Raw genomic sequence first — 18,165 nt, 5'->3', positions numbered from 1 at the left:
CCTCCTTTTATACGCCTGAATATGCCATAAATCCGCCGTCAACTGGAACCGTAATACCTGTGACAAAGCGGGATGTGTCATCATCTGCCAACCATAGTAAAGTACCTAATAAGTCTTCTGGCTGTCCAAAACGATTCTGCGGCGTATGGGCAATAATTTTTTCCGCTCGACTCGTCCATTCTCCTTCTTCCGTGCGTAATAAGTGACGGTTTTGCTCAGTTAAAAAGAACCCAGGTGCAATGGCGTTTATACGTATGCCTGCTTCGGCAAAGTGTACGGATAGCCATTTCGTTAAATTGTCAATTCCAGACTTTGCTGCACTATAAGCTGGCACCTTTGTCATTGGTGTCGCTGCTGCCATAGAAGACACATTAATAACCGTTCCACCTCTTGTTGTCATCGATTTTGCAAATACTTGTGTCGGAATTAATGTACCGAGCAAATTTAAACGAAAAACGTGATCGAAACCAGCTATTTCTAAGTCAAAAAAGGATGTTATGGTTGAATCGGTAAGATCTTCTTCATGAAAGTGTTCTTTATCGGTAATGGCGTCAGGATGATTTCCTCCTGCTCCATTTATTAATAGATCACATTCACCAAAGGCTTTTTTCACTTGATCATATGCTTGCGATACACTTTCCTCACTTAATACATCGCACGAAACAGCAAGGGCTGTTCCACCGTTCTGTTTAATCTCATCAACGACTTTTTGACCGTTTTCAATTGTTCTATTTAATATGGCAACGTTCATCCCTTGACGAGCTAACTCTTTTGCCATCTCTTGACATAAAACCCCGCTTCCACCTGTAATAACAGCGGTTTTCCCTTTTAATCCTTCATGTAGTGGTAGCATGATTTTCACTCTCTTCCTTTCGTTTAATAAGTTCGTAGGCATCCCATAAGCCCCATAAATGCATAATGCCTAAAGCGCGATCATATAAACCGTAACCAGGTCTACATTCCTCGCCCCATAAATGTCTTCCGTGGTCAGGTCGCGCATAGCCAGTAAAGCCACTCTCATGATAAGCTTTCACGACATCATCTATTGGTACAGAGCCGTCTTGCGTTCGATGAGAGGTTTCAATGAAATCACCATTTTCATAGATTCGAACATTACGAATGTGTGCAAACGCAATGCGATCGTGGAACCGTCTAATGATGCGTGGAACGTCGTTAGCTGGGTTTGCACCTAAAGAGCCGCTACACAGCGTCAAACAATGAGATGGACTGTTCGAAATCGCTAAGTAACGCTCAATTGCCTCTTCATTCTTAATGATACGTGGCAAATGAAACACAGACCAAGGTGGATCATCTGGATGAATGGCCATCTTTATGCCTTCCTCTTCTGCTACCGGCAGTACTTCTTCGAGAAAATAAGCAAGATTCTTCCAAAGCTGCTCCTCATCCACTTCTTCATAGGCTTTAAACGATTGCTCGATAGTCTTTAACCTCTCTGGTTCCCAACCAGGCATCGTATAAGCTGATTTCGTTACTTCTTTAATTAATTCATACGGATCCATATTGTCTACTTTTGCTTTTTCATAAAAGAGAGCTGTTGAGCCATCTTCTAATGGTTTAAATAAATCGGTACGCGTCCAGTCAAACACAGGCATAAAGTTAAAGCACACTACTTTTGCCCCTACTTTTGCTACGTTACGCAAGCTCGTTTTGTAATTTTCGATATAACGATCTCTTGACGGCAATCCTAACTTAATGTCTTCATGCACATTAATGCTTTCGACCACATCTAAGTGAAAGCCATATTCATCTGCTTGCTCTTTCACTTGTAGCACTTCTTCTTCCGTCCACACCTCTCCAGCTAGGCGATGGTGAAGCGCCCAAACAAGCCCCTCTACTCCTGGGATTTGCTTAATTTGATCAAGGGTAACAGAATCATCTTCTTTTCCGTACCATCTAAACGTCATTCTCATATGTTAGCCACTCCTTTATTCGTTAAATGTAAGCACAATTTTCCTTACTTCTTCAGGGTGCTCTTCTAGCTTTTTAAACGCCTCATCCACTTTTCTAAAATGAAAACGATGAGAAATTAATTCGTCTGGAGAAATAATTCCTTCATTTACTTTCTCTACAACGCCTTTGAATTGGTTTGTTTGCAGTCGCGAACCCACAACCCGCAGCTCTTTTTTTGTTAATAATAAAGATGGAATGTGAGATGGTGTTTCATTAAATCCTAACGTCACAACGGTTCCAGCGACTGACGCCAGTCGAACCGCTTGCTCAAACGTCCCTGCTGTTCCAACAGCATCAATGACGATATTGGCAAGCTCACCTTTTGTTTCTTTATAGATGGCTTCTTCAATGTCCTCTTTATTTGGCTGAAAAACGGCATCTGCTCCTATCGAAGATGCATAATCAAGCCTAACTGTATTGAAATCTGAAATCATCACATAAGCGCCGGCTTCCTTTGCCATTAACAGACACGCAATTCCAGTTGGACCAGCCCCCATAATAAAGACTGTATCACCTGGTTGAATGCCCCCCCTAAACGCGGCCTGAGCACCAATGGTTAATGGTTCTATTAACGCTGCAGCTTCTGCTGAAATCGATTCGTTTACTTTATGCCATTTTTGTTCATGGGCTTTTACAAATTCACTCATACCGCCATCTTTATGGACACCGAATACTTGAAGGGATTCACATACATTCTGCTGACCTTTTCGACAGGCATAGCATGTACCGCAGTATTCGATTGGTTCTAACGAGACTCGATCACCTACTTGAAGAAATGCTACATCCTCTCCAATTTCAGCGACTACACCTGACACCTCATGTCCAATGACACGAGGATAGACTGTGAATGGGTTACTTCCGTGATAAATATGAACATCAGAACCACATATCCCTACACATTGAACCTGTACTAACACATCATTAGGCGAAGAAATCTGTGGTTTTTCCATTTCAACAATAGACAACTTCCCAGGCTCTTGAACTTGTATTGCTTGCATGTATGACTCACATCCTTTTTATTCAAATAGACTTGGTAAAAACAACGAAAGCGACGGTACGTATGCAACGATAATTAATACAATGACCGCTACTGCAAAATACGGTAGTAGTTCTTTTACTGTTTTCGTAATTGGCACTTTAGCAAAGGATGAAGCGACGAACAAACAGACTCCTACCGGCGGTGTTGATAACCCAATCATGAGCGCAAGTACCATGACAACACCAAAGTGAACCGGATCCATACCTACACTCGTTGCTACAGGCAATAGTACCGGGAATAAAATAACCAGTGCAGCAATGGTTTCCATGAACATCCCTAAAATAAGTAACAATAGGATGATAAGTAAAATAACAAGAATTGGATTTTCCGTAATGGATAAAATGCCATCTGCAATTAATAATGGTACGCCTTCGCTGACTAAGATCCATCCAAATGTATTGGCAAATCCAACTAATAGCAGTATAGAGGCTGTCGAACTTAGCGTATTCCCAAGTAGTTGGGGTAACTCTTTCATTTGAAGCTCTTTATAGACAAACTTTCCAATCACAAATGCGTAAAGTACACAAACAACTGCTGCTTCTGTTGGTGTAAAGTAACCGCCTAGAATCCCCCACATAATGATAACAACCATTAACAATGCCCAGAACGCACCTAGAAAACTCTTTCCCACAAAGGAGAGTGGCTGCTTTTCCCCTTTTGGATACTGTCTTTTTACTGAAATGATGTACGTAACAATTAAAAACCCGATTGCGAGTAGTACCCCTGGAATGGCTCCAGCTAAAAACAAATCACCAATCGACACACTCGCTAGTGTACCGATAATAATCATTGGTAATGACGGAGGTAACATCGGACCAACCGTTGATGAAATGGACGTTACCGCCGCAGAGAAACCTGCTCCATATCCTTGCTTTTTCATAGCAGGTATCATAACAGAACCAATGCTTGCTGTATCCGATAAAGCGGTACCAGAAATACCTGCAAACCCTAAAGAAGATGCAACATTGGTTAGTGCCAAGCCGCCTCGTATATGACCAACAATGGCATTCGCAAAATCAATAATTCGATTCGTAATTCCTCCTGCGTTCATCAAGTTTCCAGCTAATATAAAGGCGGGAATGGCGAGCATCACAAACGAATTCATGCCAGCAAACATCGTCTGGGGAATTACTGTTAATGGAACACCAGCAACCAGTAAGTAAATAAGAGAAGCTAGCCCTAAACTAAAAGCGATTGGTATTCCAAATGCAATAAATAGAAGAAACAGTACGACTACTAATATGGCCATCCTCGCTAGTCATCTCCTTTCTCATCGACTGTTGCTTGGTAACGATCAACCACGTATACAACCGAATAAATCATGAACAAAAGGCCAAGTAACGGAACCGCTGAATAGGCATAGGTCATAGGTATTCCTAAAGTAGGTGCATAAAAATCTGCGCCTAACTGCGTAAGATGAATTCCGTATATAAACAAAACAATAGAGAAAAGAAGGATGACAAGTGCAATAATTCCTTCATAGATCTTTTGTACTTTTTCTGGCAACGCAAGAATAAGCATATCAATTCGAATAAATTCCTGTTTTCGTAATGCCAGCGGTGCGGCAGTTACCATTGCATAGACAAATAAATAGCGAGATAGTTCTTCCGTCCAGATAAAATCAAACGGAAAGTATCGACTGACTATTTGAATGACAACAATCAACAATAAAGATAAAAACAAAGCGATCGACACATACGCTAGAAGAGTATCTACTTTCTTCATCATCTTCATTCCGAATCGCCTACCTCCTCTGCTTCGTCAAGTATGTTAAGGTATAATTCATACTGCTCTTCTTGTAAGTATTGTTCTAATGCTGGTAACATCGCATCACGGAAGGCATCACGATCAACCTCTTCATTAACTTGAATACCACTCTCTATTAACCGTTTCAGCACCTCTTCTGTCTCTGCTTCTTGCAGTTCTTGTGCATACTGTTCTGCCTCTGCAGCAGCTTCCCTCACTGCTTCCTGTTGCTGATCCGGTAACGCTTTCATTTGTTCCGTTCCTACTACGACATAAATCCAAGATCGAACATGTTCCGTAACATTAAGGTATTGTTGCACTTCATAGAAACCATTGCTCTCAATTAAATCGTTTGGGTTCTCTTGTCCATCAATAACACCTTGCTGTAATCCAGTAAACACTTCATTCAAGCTAATGACTTGGGGCTCAGCCCCTGCTTCGGACCATGCATCTAAGAACAGCGGTACATTCGGTACACGCATGCTAAAACCCTTTAAATCTTCAGGTGTAGAAATCGGGTAATTGGCTGTAACGTTTCGCGGTGATCGCTCCATATAGAACAACGGCGTCAACCCGATATCACGTTCAATATCCTGTTCAATGATTTTTCCAAGATCCCCTTCAATCACTTTCCGCATATGAGTTTCGTTCTCAAAAGCGTACGGTACAGCTAGCATTACTGCGTTCGGTGTCCAAACTTCTAACGTTTCTCCTGTTATCGTTAAATCCGTAGCCCCGTAGCGTATTGAATTGATATTATCAATTTCACTTCCTAATTGACTATTAGGAAAAATATCAATGATCACCTGACCATCTGTTTTTTCTTCTACTAGACGAGAAAACTCAATAGCGGTACGGTGCCATAGATGACTAGAATCGGATATATGCGTCATTTTCCAATATGTAGGTTCCTTTTCTCCTTCTGTGGTCGCCTCTTCACTTAAGCAACCGCTTAAAAGGAGGGTCGCCACTAAGCTTGCTGGTAAAAGTTTTTTCAACAAGTTCACCCTCTCCTTTTCAAAGCCTCTGTTACTTACTAAAATACTCTGGATGCTCCAGTCTCAGCGCCTTTTGATCATACTGCAACAATCCTAAATGGGTTCGAACTAATACTTCAGCTCGCTCGCAGTCTTTCGTTTTAATAGCGCTCACCATCTCACCGTGATGTTCAACAAGTTGATCCCAGTTTAATTTCAATTCCATACTGAGCTTTCTTAAACGATTTGAATGGGTATCCATTTTCTGAATAACTTTCCATACTCTTAATTTTTTCGTTCCTTCCGCTAATAAGCGGTGAAACTCTTTATCGAGAACAAACAACGTTTTCTCATCTTCGGTCTTTTTTGCCTGTTTCTGTTTCTCAACATTTATTTCTAACTGCTGTAAGCAATAATCATTAAAGCTGTCACATGCCAGTCTTATAATTCCTACTTCTGCTTGCTCTCTAAGAAAACGTGCCTCTTCCACATGGTCTAAATCTATTAAGGTTACAAACGACCCTCTTTGTGGCAACACCATTAGCAGCTCGTCTTCCGTTAATCGTAAAAAGGCTTCTCTAACAGGGGTTCTACTTACCTCTAATTCCTCCGCAATTTCTTTTTCAGAGATCGCAGACCCTGGCGGTAAATCCAATGTCATAATAGACTCGCGGATCGTTTCATAGACAAAATCTCTTGTCGACATTTTGAAATCGGTACGATTCAGCATGGTTTTCTTCACCTCCTCAATCAGATACTACCACACTACCATACAAGTATGCTACCATTTATTTAAACGCTTTCAATTAGGAGGATTCCATATGATTACCGTGCCAGCAGATGAACTTTTATCTTTAACGAAAGATGTATTCACCCGTTATCACGTCCCAGAGCCTGTCGCTCATGACATTTCAACCGTTCTCGTTCACGCCAATTTAAGAGGTGTGGATTCACACGGCGTTATGCGAGTAGAACATTATATAAACCGCCTTATCGAAGGGGGCATTCGAGCTGATGCTACTCCTGACTATAACGAAACCTCCCCATCGACAGGAATCGTTAATGGCCATCACGGATTCGGTCATTCAATTGCGAAAGAAGGGATGAACAGAGCCATCCATCAAGCAAAACAGCACGGTATTGGCAGTATTGCTGTAAAGAATAGCAGCCATTGTGGTGCTCTGTCCTTTTTCGTTCAACAAGCAGCCGCAGAAAAGCTTATTGGCATTGCCATGTCCCATACCGATGCCATTGTCGTCCCATACGGAGGAGCTAAACCTTATTTTGGTACAAATCCACTTGCATTTGGGTTTCCTACGAACGAAGAAGACCCTGTCATTCTTGACTTTGCTACAAGTACGGTTGCACTTGGGAAAATATTAGACGCAAAGGAAAAACAACAGCCTATTCCACATGGATGGGGGGTTAACCATAATGGACAGTCCACTACAATACCAGAAGAGGTCGTATCTTTAACACCATTTGGTGGACCAAAAGGGTATGGACTGGCAATGGTTGTTGAAATCTTTTCCGCACTTCTCACCGGTGCTGCTTTTGGACCTCATGTTTCTAAAATGTATGATGACTACCACAAAAATAGAGAGCTAGGGCACTTTTTTATGGCGATTGATCCCAGTAAATTTATTGCAGTAGAAACCTTTACTGCTCGCTTGGATACTATGATTCAAGAATTACGCCAAGTTCCCGCCGTTACAACTGAAGAACGTATTTATGTTCCTGGTGAACTTGAAAAAATAAATGAAAGAGAACGGTTGGCCAATGGGATCCCTCTACCTGAATCGGTCTATCACTTTCTCAAACAAAATCATTGATGATCTTAAAAAGACCCTTAAGCAAAGCATGCTTAAGGGTCTCTCTAGATAAAAGCATTCAGTTCCTATCATCATTTGACCAGCACCATCTACTGTTACGTTATAACCTATTGGCGTGCTGACTATAATGCTTTTACTAGCCCTCCATCAATAACGAACGATTGACCGGTTACGTACGTGTTTACACCTGAACAAAGAAATACAACATGATTGGCAAATTCTTGCGGCGTTCCGTAGCGGCCAAGAGGAATGGCTTGTTCTTCCTTTTTCTTTACTTCATCAAGAGATAGATTTCCTTTGGTAGCTTTCGTTTCATCTAGTTCAAGCAAACGGTCTGTTGCTATACGCCCAGGACCGATAGTATTAATAAGAATGCCATCTTTCCCTAACTCTTGTGCCAAGCTTTTTGACAGTCCTGCAACCCCTGCTCGGAACGTATTCGAGAGTAACAATCCATCAAGGGTTTGTTTAATAGAAGAGGACGCTACATTGGCTATATGTCCCCCTCCTTGAATGCGCATTTGCGGCACAACTGCACGAATCGATCGAACATAGCTTAATAGATTTAACTCGTATGCACGTTGCCACTCTTCATCAGTAAATTGATCAATGCCTCCTGGAGGAGGTCCACCTGAATTGTTAATTAATACATCAATTCTCCCCCACTTTTTAATGGTGAAATCTACTAGCCCCATAATGTCTTCTGCTTTTGTAACATCACATACATGCGATACAATGTGAGGATTATTCGTTTCTTTTTTCATGTCGCTTGCCACTTGAGCTAGTTCGTTCTGTCGTCTACTCGACAACACCACTTTCGCTCCTTCCTCTGCAAACTTCTGTGCAATCCCTCTTCCTAGCCCTTTACTTGCAGCAAGTACAATGACCACTTTTTCTCTTAAATTTAAATCCATTGTGCATTCCTCCTTTTCCATAGTTTAGATCTTTTTCGATCTAGAATCGAACCTTTCATTCTGTTCAACGCCTTTCTATCCATGCTATAATGGCAAAAACTTTAGGAATAGATCGGAACATCCACTCAAGAGGAGGGTATTTGTATGAGCGCAAAAGAGTTCATTCTCATGCAATTAGGTGTTATTCATAATCAAAAAAGCTGGTTTGTCCCGCTGACTCACGCGTTAAAAAATGTATCTGAGAGTGAGGCCAAATGGACGCCTAACGATGATTCAAACAGTATTTGGGGAATTGTAAACCATCTTATTTTTTATAACCATCGTTATTTAGAGCGCTTCAAAAACAGTAAAACCAATTTCGAGCCTGTTGACTCCATTGCCCATACATTTGAGGGAGAAACAACATCTTGGGGTGAAACAAGGAAACATATTGACCAGTTGCTTTCAGAATGGCGTGAAGCTGTGCAAGACTCGGAACCAGAAGATTTCAGCGAAACCGTTACCGATTATTTAACACTTCTCACCCTACACAATGCCTATCACATCGGCCAAATTGTTAGTATCCGAAAACAACAAGGAACATGGTCCACTGAATTAGGGGTTAACTAACAGTGTTTACTTTCTCCATTCCATTAACAGAGCCCTTTGACTTTCAGGATGCCATTACTTCCCATGGGTGGTGGATGCTCGCTCCGAATGCATGGGATCCAAAAAAAGAGCGGTTTTACCGTACCTTTACTTTGAGAAATAATGCCACAATAGTTGTTTGCGTCTATATGAAACCATCTTGTTTGCAAGTCGTCACTGAAGTGAAATTAACCGAAACGGATAGAGACGAAATTCTACATCAAGTTTCTTGGATGTTCCGAGTGAACGAACCGTTTGAGCCCTTTTATACATTGTGCCAAACGTATAATGAGCTAACAGATTTACCTAAGAGAAGACAAGGTCGACTATTACGCTCCCCTTCTCTATTTGAAGACATCGTGAAAGTTCTTTTAACGACGAACACCCGCTGGAACCAAACGATCCAAATGGCAGAAAAGTTAACTTATCATTTAGGAGAGAAGGCACATGGATTTGGACGGGAATTTCACTCTTTCCCAACACCAGAAAAGATACTTTCGGCAGGAGAAGCTTTTTTAACGGAACATGTACGTACAGGCTATCGAAGTAACTATATTTTGGATGCTGCTCATAAAGCAGTAGACAATCCTGCGCGATACGTGCAGCCATCCTCTATCAATCACTTTCGAGAGATCAAAGGAATTGGTCCTTATGCTATGAATACGCTCGCTATGATCGTCGGTCGTTATGATGGTGTGCCTGTTGATTCCGAATACAAAAAGCATGTAATCGGAACGTATTTTAACGGGATCGCTCCTTCTAAAAGCGACCTTGAGAGCGTCTATGATAAATGGGGCGACTATAAGTATTTAGCCTATTGGTTTGACCACTATAAATAAGAAAAAGATTCGTGCATCAGCACGAATCTTTTTCTATTATTTACAGTGATTGTGTCTGAATCGACGTTACATGATAAACAAACGTCATAGAACTGTATGTCAGAAGGCATGAATCCTATTATAAAACTTATCGCCATCTACAGTCTCAATCGCAAACCGAGTTTGCTCTACGTAGACGACCTTGCTGTTGAGATGGTTCTCTTGATTCGATTGTTCTTAATTAAATTTCTCGTCCTTCTCTTCAACTGCTGACGTTTTTTGTATGTCTTCCGTTTGCTTACTACCCACCTGATCGCTTTCACTTATACTCCCCTTACGACAATCCCTTTTTCTCACACAGAACAGCATAGCGTTTTATAAAACCTGTTTCAATAGCTTATAGACATAGTCAAAAAGTCTAACTCCTAATCATCATAAGAAAGAAAGCAGCTAGATATTGCCCTGCTGCTTTCTAATGCGTAACGCCATCTCCGGGAAATCTGTCATAATGGCTTTCACCTTTTTTTCGAGTAAACCTTTCACTTCTTCAGGATCATTTACCGTCCAGATACGCGACTGTTGCAATAAGCCCTCTTCTTCATAAGTAGAACGATCTTTTAACGCCAATTTCTTAGACAAGTGATACAAGTTAATCCTATTGGTTGCTAAATAATCAGCTGGATAAGGCATCTCATGCTTTATGAGCCAAGCCAATTCAACATCCTTATCCAATTGGCGGAGACGTTGAATAAGGGGCAAATGAAACGACGAGAAATTAATCGTTACTGCCTTTTGGAATGGCTTCACACAATTAAGCAATAATTTCTCAATTCCCTCTGTTTCTGATAAATTCGGTTTTAACTCAATGTTCACCTCTACTTGATACGGAGCCATTAATTCTAGCGCCTCTGCAAGAGTAGGGACGGTTATTTCTTTCCAATCTGCTTCACAATAATTTTCTAAATGGGTAAAGGGTATACCTGCACTAAGCGCCTGTAACTCCTTAACGGTCTTATCCTTTACATGACCAGTTCCATTCGTAGTTCTGTCTACAGTCGGGTCATGCATGACGACGAATTGACCATCTTTTGTTAGCTGGACATCTAATTCAATACCATCTACACCATTTGATAACGCTTCTTCAAAACTTGGCAATGTATTTTCTGGAAAAACACCCATCGCCCCTCTATGTCCGTAAATAGCTGTCAAAGGGAATCATTCCTTTCTAACAAAAACCTCTCACTCCTAGTATAACGTTTGATATTTTCACTTTCATCCTATGTGTTCACTTTTAAGTAAAGCTTTACAAATGACTAACGTCTGTAACATCGCTTTCACGCATTGGAATTATACTTTACACTAGTATTTAGACTATTCATTTCTGTTGTGATAAACCCTTTGTTTACATAAGAGAAAAAGGAGGAAAAAGGGTGAAAGGATTTCTATTTATTTTATGCTTGTGCGTAACTGGTTGCACTATTCCAGCCGATACCGGTGGCGATACGCTTACCTCTCTTAACGATGAACCTTTTACTGGATTTGTTATCGATAACACCGAACACGCTTCACTTGTCTCTCACGAAAGCGGCTTAACATTGTTTTCGAACATTCCTGTCGATCATGAGGTTGGTGATCGTGTACGTATCCATTACCGCGACGTTCTAGATTCATTCCCTTCTCAAGCAGATGGCTCACAGACCACGGTCGTTTCGCCATCAAAACCAGAAGGTGCCACTTACTCTGAAAAAGAAGCGATCCAGCAAGCACTCGTTTTAGCGAGAGAATTCACACCGAGTGATCCAATGATCGATTATCAGTTTGTTACATACACACACTATGTAGAAGAAGCAGATGTTTGGGAAATAACCATTCAAATTTACGGAGAGGAAGAACATTTAATCGAAATCAATAGCAATGGAGTTTCTTTGGAGGATTGCGAGCATTCTTCATTAACAGACTATTCCCCTACCTGTTTTACTGGTTTTGTAACCGAAAACCGGCTTATCAGTACTGAAAATGATTTAATTACATTTACTAACCTCATACGTTCAGCTGAAATTGGCGATCGCGTGTTTGTTGAATATACGGACGTCAAAGAAAGTTATCCAGCTTCTGCTGACGCTATTTTTTCTGAAATCGTTTCGCCACCAAAACCAGAAGGTGCCACCTATTCTGAAAAAGAAGCGATTCAGCAAGCACTCCTCTATTATAATGAACAGAACCGTCAACCTGAATCGGACCCAGTTTCTTTTCCAGTTATTCACTTCAGTACTTACCACGATGAAACAGACACGTGGGTCATAACAATTAATGCGTTAGACATTGAAATTTAAATAAAAGAGGCTGGGACAAAAGTAGATAGACAGACCAAAATGACGAACATTCCTGAAAATAGGAACGTTCGTCGTTTATTTTATATGAAAATTAACGGAAGGAGAATCCGAAGACTCCTGAGGGATCAGCACGTGTCTGAAGACTCTGGAGTGGCGATTTTCCACAGAGGAGGCTGAGGCCGTGTCCCCGGAAAGCGAAGGATTCTCCTGTAGCGGTGCTACTCAGCATATTTTAGACTATTCGTCTTTTCAAATACTACTTTTAGTTATGTCCCAGCCTCTTCTTTATTTTTTAGATGTTCTGGTAATTGATAGGCGCCATCTTCATCGTGAATTTCTTCACCTGTAGTCGGTGGATTAAATACACAAACCATTCTCATATCCGTTTTCGCTCGTAAGTAATGTTCATCATGCTCGTCTAACACATAGCATTCGAATTTCTTTACTGGCCATACCTTACCATCCTTAATGGTTTCAACTTCGCCTTCACCTTCAATAATATAAACTGATTCAAGGTGATGCTTATACCATAAGTGGGTTTCCGTACCTGCACGGATTTGTGTATCATGCACAGAATAACCCACGCCATCTTTCTCTACTACAAGCCGTTGACTGCGCCAATTACCACCGTCTACATCTCGCTCTGTATTTAGAACATCTTCAAGTTTGATTACTTTCATTTGTAGGACCTCCTAGCTGTTAATTTAAAATAGGTTCTTTAATCCCTAAAGCTGCTCGCACACTTTCTTCAATAATTTCTAACCCTGCTTTTAACGTTTCTTCAGGAATTGTCACTGCCGGAAACAGTTTGAACACTTCATCGTCAAACCCTGCTGTTTCCATAATCAAGCCTCTTTTAAACGCTTCTGCAGCGACCGATCCGGCTAATGAACAGTCTTCGCAGCGAATCCCTTTCATAAGTCCTCTACCTTTAACAGTACCTTTTAAATCTGGATATTTCTCCACAATCGCAGTTAAGAAATGATGCACGAGTTCAGCTTTTCTCTGAATAGAATCTTGAAAATCTGGTGTTTTCCAATTTTCTAAAGCCACTGTAGCCGTAACAAAGGCATGATTGTTGCCTCTAAAAGTACCGTTATGCTCACCCGGCTCCCAAATATCTAATTCTGGTTTAAACAATGTTAATGCAAGAGGTAGCCCGTACCCACCAATTGATTTGGACAGACACACAATATCAGGGGTGAGTCCGGCTTCTTCAAAGCTAAAAAACGTTCCTGTTCGACCAATACCAGCTTGCACATCATCAATAATCATTAAGATGTCGTGTTCCTTACATAAACGCTCTAATCGCTGTAACCATTCCGTACGTGCGGCATTAATACCACCTTCGCCTTGTACCGTTTCAAGAATTACTGCTGCAGGTATGTCAACTCCGGATCCACCTTCAGTCAAAAATTGCTCGAGATAATCAAGTGTATCTAATTCATCTGTTAGAAAATTGTCATACGGCATCGTTACAACATTAGTCAATGGAATTCCAGCACCTTTTCGCTTAAAAGCATTACCGGTTACTGAAAGTGATCCAATTGTCATTCCATGAAATCCGTTTGTGAAGCTAATAATATCTGTGCGTCCTGTCACTTTACGAGCTAACTTTAAAGCAGCTTCAACTGTATTTGTCCCTGTTGGACCGGGAAACATCACTTTGTAGTTTAATCCTCTTGGTTCTAATATGATTTGATTAAAGGCTGTTAAAAAGGTTGCTTTCGGTGATGTTGCCATATCTAATGAATGGGTAATCCCGTCACTCATGATATAGTCAACGAGGGCCTGTTTCATTTTTTCGTCATTATGACCGTAGTTTAATGCACCAGCGCCTGCAAAAAAATCAATATACTCATTTCCGTCTTCATCCCACATCGTTGATCCTTTGGCTTTTGTAAATACAGCTGGGAAACTTCTGCAATAGCTTCTTACTTCAGATTCTTTTTCTTCAAAAATCTTCATGTCTGTTTTATTCACGGTTTTCCTCCTTGTATTCTTAACCCTTAATTGGTCCAATGCGAAATGTTTTTTCTTCTTCATGCTGATCATCTGGAAATAGCTCCTCACCAAAACAATCAAACACGTTGCATTCCGTTCCTTGACTACGTGCTAGCTTTTTAAAAAGGGATTGAGATGCTTTGTTTGAAGGCGTTACAGTTGCCTCAACGTATCTTACATTCTTACATGCGTCTCGTTCAATTAGTCGTTCTAATAGATCTAAAGCAAGCCCCTTACCTCGTTGTGATTCAGCAACACCAACTTGCCAAATAAAGAGGGTGTCTGCTTGTTTAGGCGGAATAAAACCAGTAATAAAGCCAACAACTTCATCGTTTTCTCGCGCAACAATACACGTTTCGTCAAAATATTCACACATCATGATATACTTGTAAACTGAGTTGGAATCAAGCGTTGATGTTTCTGCTAGTTGCCACATCGAAGCTCCATCTTCAACAGTCGGTTTTTCGAGGGTTAATACTGGTGTCTGTGCCATATGCGCCTCCCCTATTTTTTTTACAACGGTGTTCGCCTTTCTTTTACCCGCTTCTCTTTAATCAAAACCACAAATTGTAAATGAACGACATTTTCAATCCTTTTTAATGATAGGATGCTGGTCACATTTTCGCAAACAGTATTAGTAGAGATTATGTATCAATAAGAGGAGTGATCGACGTTAAGAGTAAGCTAAGAGAGATTTTCTTCCATATCCTCCTTCTTTGTCTCAATCCCTCTTATTTTCAAAATAAAAAGAAGAGAAAATGATTTCTCTTCTTTCTTTCCTTTTTACACACATTGAAAAGCACTAATTCGTCGTGTATCGATTCCAAAGTAAACCCACCTGAAAATAAACCACCGGTAACCAGCGACTGATTGTCTTCCTACAAAGGTTGGATAAAACCAAAATTGTTCGCCATTATTTAAGCGCAAGTACGTGTATCGGAATAAACACCCTCTAATTGCGCCTGGATCTACAGCAAATGTGCCAATCGATTGAAGCTGAGGTGGATTTCCTGGAGGCGGACCTGGTGGTTCTCCTCCCCCTTGACCTGGTTGGGGTCCTTGAGAAGAACCACCTCCTGGCGTTGGAAACCCAGGGAATGATCCACTCCCTGGAGGTCCCGGGGGATATCCTGGACCACCTTGCCCAGGAAAGGGGCCAATCGATCCGCCTCCACCACCAGGCGGGAAGAACGACGACATGAAGCGATGATCTTGCATACTTAAAACCTCCCTATTGACATTGATACATTCTACGCATTTGCCTATAAATGGTGCATCCATTTTGCCTTATAGCAGTGAACTGTATAATTCAACTAGCTTGATGCAAACTACATGTATCTTAGTCAAAAAGGGCGAATTCGCATGAGGACATTAACGGCTCACTTAAAACAAAATGTGCACCTTATTCAACAACGGTTCCACACTAAGGATGCGATCCGATCACTGTCTGTTACTATCGGATTAGATATTCATGCTGAGCTCCTCTATCTTCCTAATACAGTGGATGAGCAAAAAATTCACTCTTTTTTACTAGCTCCGATTCAACAGCTCGTTAAGCAGTCGGTTACATATGATCAATTAGGGAGTATCTTTAAAGATGGAGAACCGTCAATGGCTTCTACAGTCGATGAATGTGTGGATGGTCTCGTTAATGGAAGAGCCCTTCTTATGTTCAATAAAGAGGAAGGCTATTTATTTAACTGTTCAAATTGGCGTGTTAGAAGTGTAGAAGTTCCACTCAGCAGTAGCGTTTACGAAGGTCCAGCTTCCGGTTTGACAGAAGACATTTCAGTTAATCTAAATTTGTTAAGAAATTATTACCGAAGCCCTAATCTTGTCATAGAAACCCTTTCTATTGGTTCTGAAGCAAAAAAAGAAATTGCCATCCTATCAGTTCATGGTGTATCAAACCCAGCTATCGTTGAAGAAGTTAAAACACGATTAAACAATATCAATGTTAGTCAGGCCATTATTAATCAACTCGCTACAGATGCACTAGAAGGCGATGGGTTATTATTTCCGCGAACGATGTCAATAGACCGACCTGATGCGTGCGCAATGGCTCTAGCTGCCGGTCGAGTTGTTATTTTAGTAGAAGGTTCCCCTCTTGCTTTACTTGCACCAAGCATTTTCTATCATTTTTTTCAAAATCAAGATGACTATTTATCGGACTTCGGAAAATTCGGGTCAAGACCATTGCGTTATGCGTACTTTTTTATTGCTACGTTTACTCCAGCTATTATTGTGGCTATTGAACGGTTTCATTTAGATCTCATCCCAAGAGATTTACACGAACAATTAATTAAGACCCATGATACTCTTGCTCCTTTTACGATTGAATTGCTCTTTGTCATCCTACTCATGCAAGTGATCATGGATGGTTCCTATCGATTGCCGGGGAATGTTATCTTTGCCGTTACATTTATCGGAACGATGTTAATTAGTGATGTGGCAACTGATGTTAATTTATTTCATCCGGTCACCATCGTCATTATCGGGATTTGCTACATATCTAGTTTTCCAGTTCTCCACAGAGGACTGCTTTCACCCATTTTCTTTATGCGTTTATCGTTCATCATTCTTGCTCACTTTTTTGGATTTGCAGGACTGTTTTTAGGAACGACGGTTTTACTTTTACTAATGGCTAAACTTCATTCCATCGGTACACCTTATTTGTATCCTTTTCTTCCCTTTCAACCTGATAAATGGAAAGATACCCTTTTTCGAGGAGGCTTACAAAGAGTCATCAATCATCCAAATCCGCTTCCTTTTAATCGTCATCAAGCTAAAGCGAATCGAAAGCAACATATTTAATGGGTAAGTTTAAAGCAACCTCTACACAAAAAACGTATCAGATCAACAATCCCGAAGACGTTCATCTGATACATTTTTTACATTCCATTCGTTATTCTTTTTCTAAGCCTATTGAGAAAAACGATACACATTTGAAAAAACATTCTTCCGATTTCTCTTTTCCTAAGTCGGTCAACTATTTTAAAAGATGCTGCAACTTCATCACGAAGGAAACCAAACACGGTTTTAAATTTAAAAACCATTGATTTTCTGCTATTACTTCCTCTCATTTACATAAGCGTTTTCTCATTTGAAAAGAAAACGCTTACCAAACTGTCATAGAAGGAATTTATTTTATTGATAAAAAATTCAGTTAACTATCCCTTTCATATCGCTAAATAGAAACATTCTGTGTCGATTGTCAAACTTTCGAGAAAGGCATTGACAAACGAACATCTTTATTCAATAATTAGTACATAATTAGAATTAATACAATTTAAGCACATATGCTTAGATTTAACATTAGGAGGAATTGTTCATGTCACTTATCGGTAAACAAGTACAACCATTCACAGCACAAGCATATAGAAATGGTGAATTCGTTGAGGTTACAGACGAATCAATGAAAGGTCAGTGGAGCGTCGTTTGCTTCTACCCTGCTGATTTCAGCTTCGTATGTCCAACAGAATTAGAGGATCTTCAAAATCAATATGAAGAACTAAAATCTCTTGGTGCAGAAGTCTATTCTGTTTCTACAGACACGCACTTCGTGCACAAAGGCTGGCACGATAGCTCTGAAAAAATTGGTAAAATCACGTACACAATGATCGGTGATCCGTCACAAGCGATTTCTCGTGATTTCCAAGTATTAAACGAAGCTTCAGGCCTAGCTGATCGTGGAACATTTATTTTAGATCCAGAAGGTGTTATTCAAGCAGTTGAAATTAACGCTGATGGTATCGGTCGTGACGCGAGCACGCTTGTAAACAAAATTAAAGCAGCACAATATGTACGTAACAACCCAGGTGAAGTATGCCCTGCTAAATGGGAAGAAGGTACTGAAACACTTACACCAAGCCTTGACCTAGTAGGTAAAATCTAAGGAGTGTTA

At 40.6% G+C, this 18,165-nt stretch carries 19 protein-coding genes; 6 read left to right on the top strand and 13 right to left on the bottom strand.

Annotation, left to right across the window (positions count from 1 at the left end):
* Positions 1–7: 7 nt before the first annotated feature.
* Genes PQ477_RS09965 through PQ477_RS09935 form a run of 7 tightly spaced genes read right to left on the bottom strand, consistent with a single transcriptional unit; the run spans position 8 to position 6,463 of the window.
* Positions 8–853 (bottom strand): SDR family oxidoreductase, encoded by an 846-nt coding sequence (locus PQ477_RS09965; RefSeq protein ID WP_144557716.1) that lies wholly within the window; start codon positions 851–853, stop codon positions 8–10.
* Positions 837–1,931 (bottom strand): mannonate dehydratase, encoded by a 1,095-nt coding sequence (gene uxuA / locus PQ477_RS09960; RefSeq protein WP_144557714.1) that lies wholly within the window; start codon positions 1,929–1,931, stop codon positions 837–839. Before uxuA ends, PQ477_RS09965 begins: the two co-directional genes overlap by 17 nt.
* A 15-nt stretch (positions 1,932–1,946) precedes the next feature.
* Positions 1,947–2,969: a zinc-binding alcohol dehydrogenase family protein gene (locus PQ477_RS09955; RefSeq protein WP_144557712.1), complete on the bottom strand. Its 1,023-nt coding sequence runs from the start codon at positions 2,967–2,969 to the stop codon at positions 1,947–1,949.
* Positions 2,970–2,987: 18 nt separating this feature from the next.
* The gene (locus tag PQ477_RS09950; protein ID WP_144557710.1) at positions 2,988–4,259 is read right to left on the bottom strand and encodes a TRAP transporter large permease; all 1,272 of its coding nucleotides are present in this window, start codon (positions 4,257–4,259) and stop codon (positions 2,988–2,990) included.
* A 5-nt stretch (positions 4,260–4,264) separates the two neighbouring features.
* Positions 4,265–4,744 carry a TRAP transporter small permease gene (locus tag PQ477_RS09945; protein WP_274273498.1) on the bottom strand — a complete coding sequence of 160 codons (480 nt, stop codon included), beginning with the start codon at positions 4,742–4,744 and terminating at the stop codon, positions 4,265–4,267.
* The gene (locus tag PQ477_RS09940; protein WP_412766089.1) at positions 4,741–5,757 is read right to left on the bottom strand and encodes a TRAP transporter substrate-binding protein; all 1,017 of its coding nucleotides are present in this window, start codon (positions 5,755–5,757) and stop codon (positions 4,741–4,743) included. Before PQ477_RS09940 ends, PQ477_RS09945 begins: the two co-directional genes overlap by 4 nt.
* 28 nt (positions 5,758–5,785) lie before the next feature.
* The gene (locus tag PQ477_RS09935) at positions 5,786–6,463 is read right to left on the bottom strand and encodes a GntR family transcriptional regulator (protein ID WP_274273496.1); all 678 of its coding nucleotides are present in this window, start codon (positions 6,461–6,463) and stop codon (positions 5,786–5,788) included.
* Between the two features lie 91 nt (positions 6,464–6,554).
* Here PQ477_RS09935 and PQ477_RS09930 point away from each other — a divergent pair, with 91 nt between their 5' ends.
* Positions 6,555–7,565, top strand: coding sequence for an Ldh family oxidoreductase (locus PQ477_RS09930; protein ID WP_144557704.1), 1,011 nt, complete (start codon positions 6,555–6,557; stop codon positions 7,563–7,565).
* A gap of 122 nt (positions 7,566–7,687) precedes the next feature.
* Here the strand turns inward: PQ477_RS09930 and PQ477_RS09925 are convergent, their stop codons facing one another.
* The gene (locus tag PQ477_RS09925; protein WP_144557702.1) at positions 7,688–8,479 is read right to left on the bottom strand and encodes an SDR family oxidoreductase; all 792 of its coding nucleotides are present in this window, start codon (positions 8,477–8,479) and stop codon (positions 7,688–7,690) included.
* A gap of 144 nt (positions 8,480–8,623) precedes the next feature.
* Here PQ477_RS09925 and PQ477_RS09920 point away from each other — a divergent pair, with 144 nt between their 5' ends.
* The gene (locus tag PQ477_RS09920; RefSeq protein WP_144557700.1) at positions 8,624–9,088 is read left to right on the top strand and encodes a DinB family protein; all 465 of its coding nucleotides are present in this window, start codon (positions 8,624–8,626) and stop codon (positions 9,086–9,088) included.
* A gap of 2 nt (positions 9,089–9,090) precedes the next feature.
* Positions 9,091–9,945 carry a DNA-3-methyladenine glycosylase family protein gene (locus tag PQ477_RS09915; protein ID WP_144557698.1) on the top strand — a complete coding sequence of 285 codons (855 nt, stop codon included), beginning with the start codon at positions 9,091–9,093 and terminating at the stop codon, positions 9,943–9,945.
* Between the two features lie 429 nt (positions 9,946–10,374).
* Here PQ477_RS09915 and PQ477_RS09910 read toward each other — a convergent pair whose 3' ends face one another.
* Positions 10,375–11,133 (bottom strand): glycerophosphodiester phosphodiesterase, encoded by a 759-nt coding sequence (locus PQ477_RS09910; RefSeq protein ID WP_274273495.1) that lies wholly within the window; start codon positions 11,131–11,133, stop codon positions 10,375–10,377.
* A gap of 221 nt (positions 11,134–11,354) precedes the next feature.
* Between PQ477_RS09910 and PQ477_RS09905 the strand changes: the two genes are divergently transcribed.
* Positions 11,355–12,257, top strand: a complete 903-nt coding sequence (locus PQ477_RS09905; RefSeq protein ID WP_274273494.1) for a hypothetical protein — start codon at positions 11,355–11,357, stop codon at positions 12,255–12,257.
* 266 nt (positions 12,258–12,523) lie between these two features.
* On the opposite strand, the gene PQ477_RS09900 is transcribed toward PQ477_RS09905, so the two are convergent.
* The 4 genes from PQ477_RS09900 to PQ477_RS09885 form a co-directional block, all read right to left on the bottom strand.
* A complete protein-coding gene (locus PQ477_RS09900) occupies positions 12,524–12,937 on the bottom strand; it encodes an ectoine synthase (protein WP_035392950.1) in 414 nt (137 codons plus the stop codon).
* A gap of 19 nt (positions 12,938–12,956) precedes the next feature.
* Entirely contained in the window at positions 12,957–14,240 is a 1,284-nt protein-coding gene (ectB, locus tag PQ477_RS09895; RefSeq protein WP_035392951.1) for a diaminobutyrate--2-oxoglutarate transaminase, read from the bottom strand.
* 19 nt (positions 14,241–14,259) lie between these two features.
* Positions 14,260–14,754: a diaminobutyrate acetyltransferase gene (gene ectA, locus PQ477_RS09890; protein ID WP_035392952.1), complete on the bottom strand. Its 495-nt coding sequence runs from the start codon at positions 14,752–14,754 to the stop codon at positions 14,260–14,262.
* A gap of 290 nt (positions 14,755–15,044) precedes the next feature.
* The gene (locus tag PQ477_RS09885) at positions 15,045–15,479 is read right to left on the bottom strand and encodes a hypothetical protein (protein ID WP_035392953.1); all 435 of its coding nucleotides are present in this window, start codon (positions 15,477–15,479) and stop codon (positions 15,045–15,047) included.
* Between the two features lie 144 nt (positions 15,480–15,623).
* On the opposite strand from PQ477_RS09885, the gene PQ477_RS09880 reads away from it, so the two are divergent.
* On the top strand, positions 15,624–17,075 hold the full coding sequence (locus tag PQ477_RS09880) for a spore germination protein (protein ID WP_186370704.1): 1,452 nt from the start codon (positions 15,624–15,626) through the stop codon (positions 17,073–17,075).
* A 517-nt stretch (positions 17,076–17,592) separates the two neighbouring features.
* Complete coding sequence (gene ahpC / locus PQ477_RS09875) at positions 17,593–18,156, top strand: alkyl hydroperoxide reductase subunit C (RefSeq protein WP_060704241.1); 564 nt, start codon at positions 17,593–17,595, stop codon at positions 18,154–18,156.
* Positions 18,157–18,165: the final 9 nt, after the last annotated feature.

Origin of the sequence: Shouchella hunanensis (assembly GCF_028735875.1) — a bacterium.
Lineage (GTDB): Bacteria > Bacillota > Bacilli > Bacillales > Bacillaceae_D > Shouchella > Shouchella hunanensis.
Note: the sequence above shows the minus strand (reverse complement) of the source record. Positions and strands in the feature narration are given on the sequence as shown.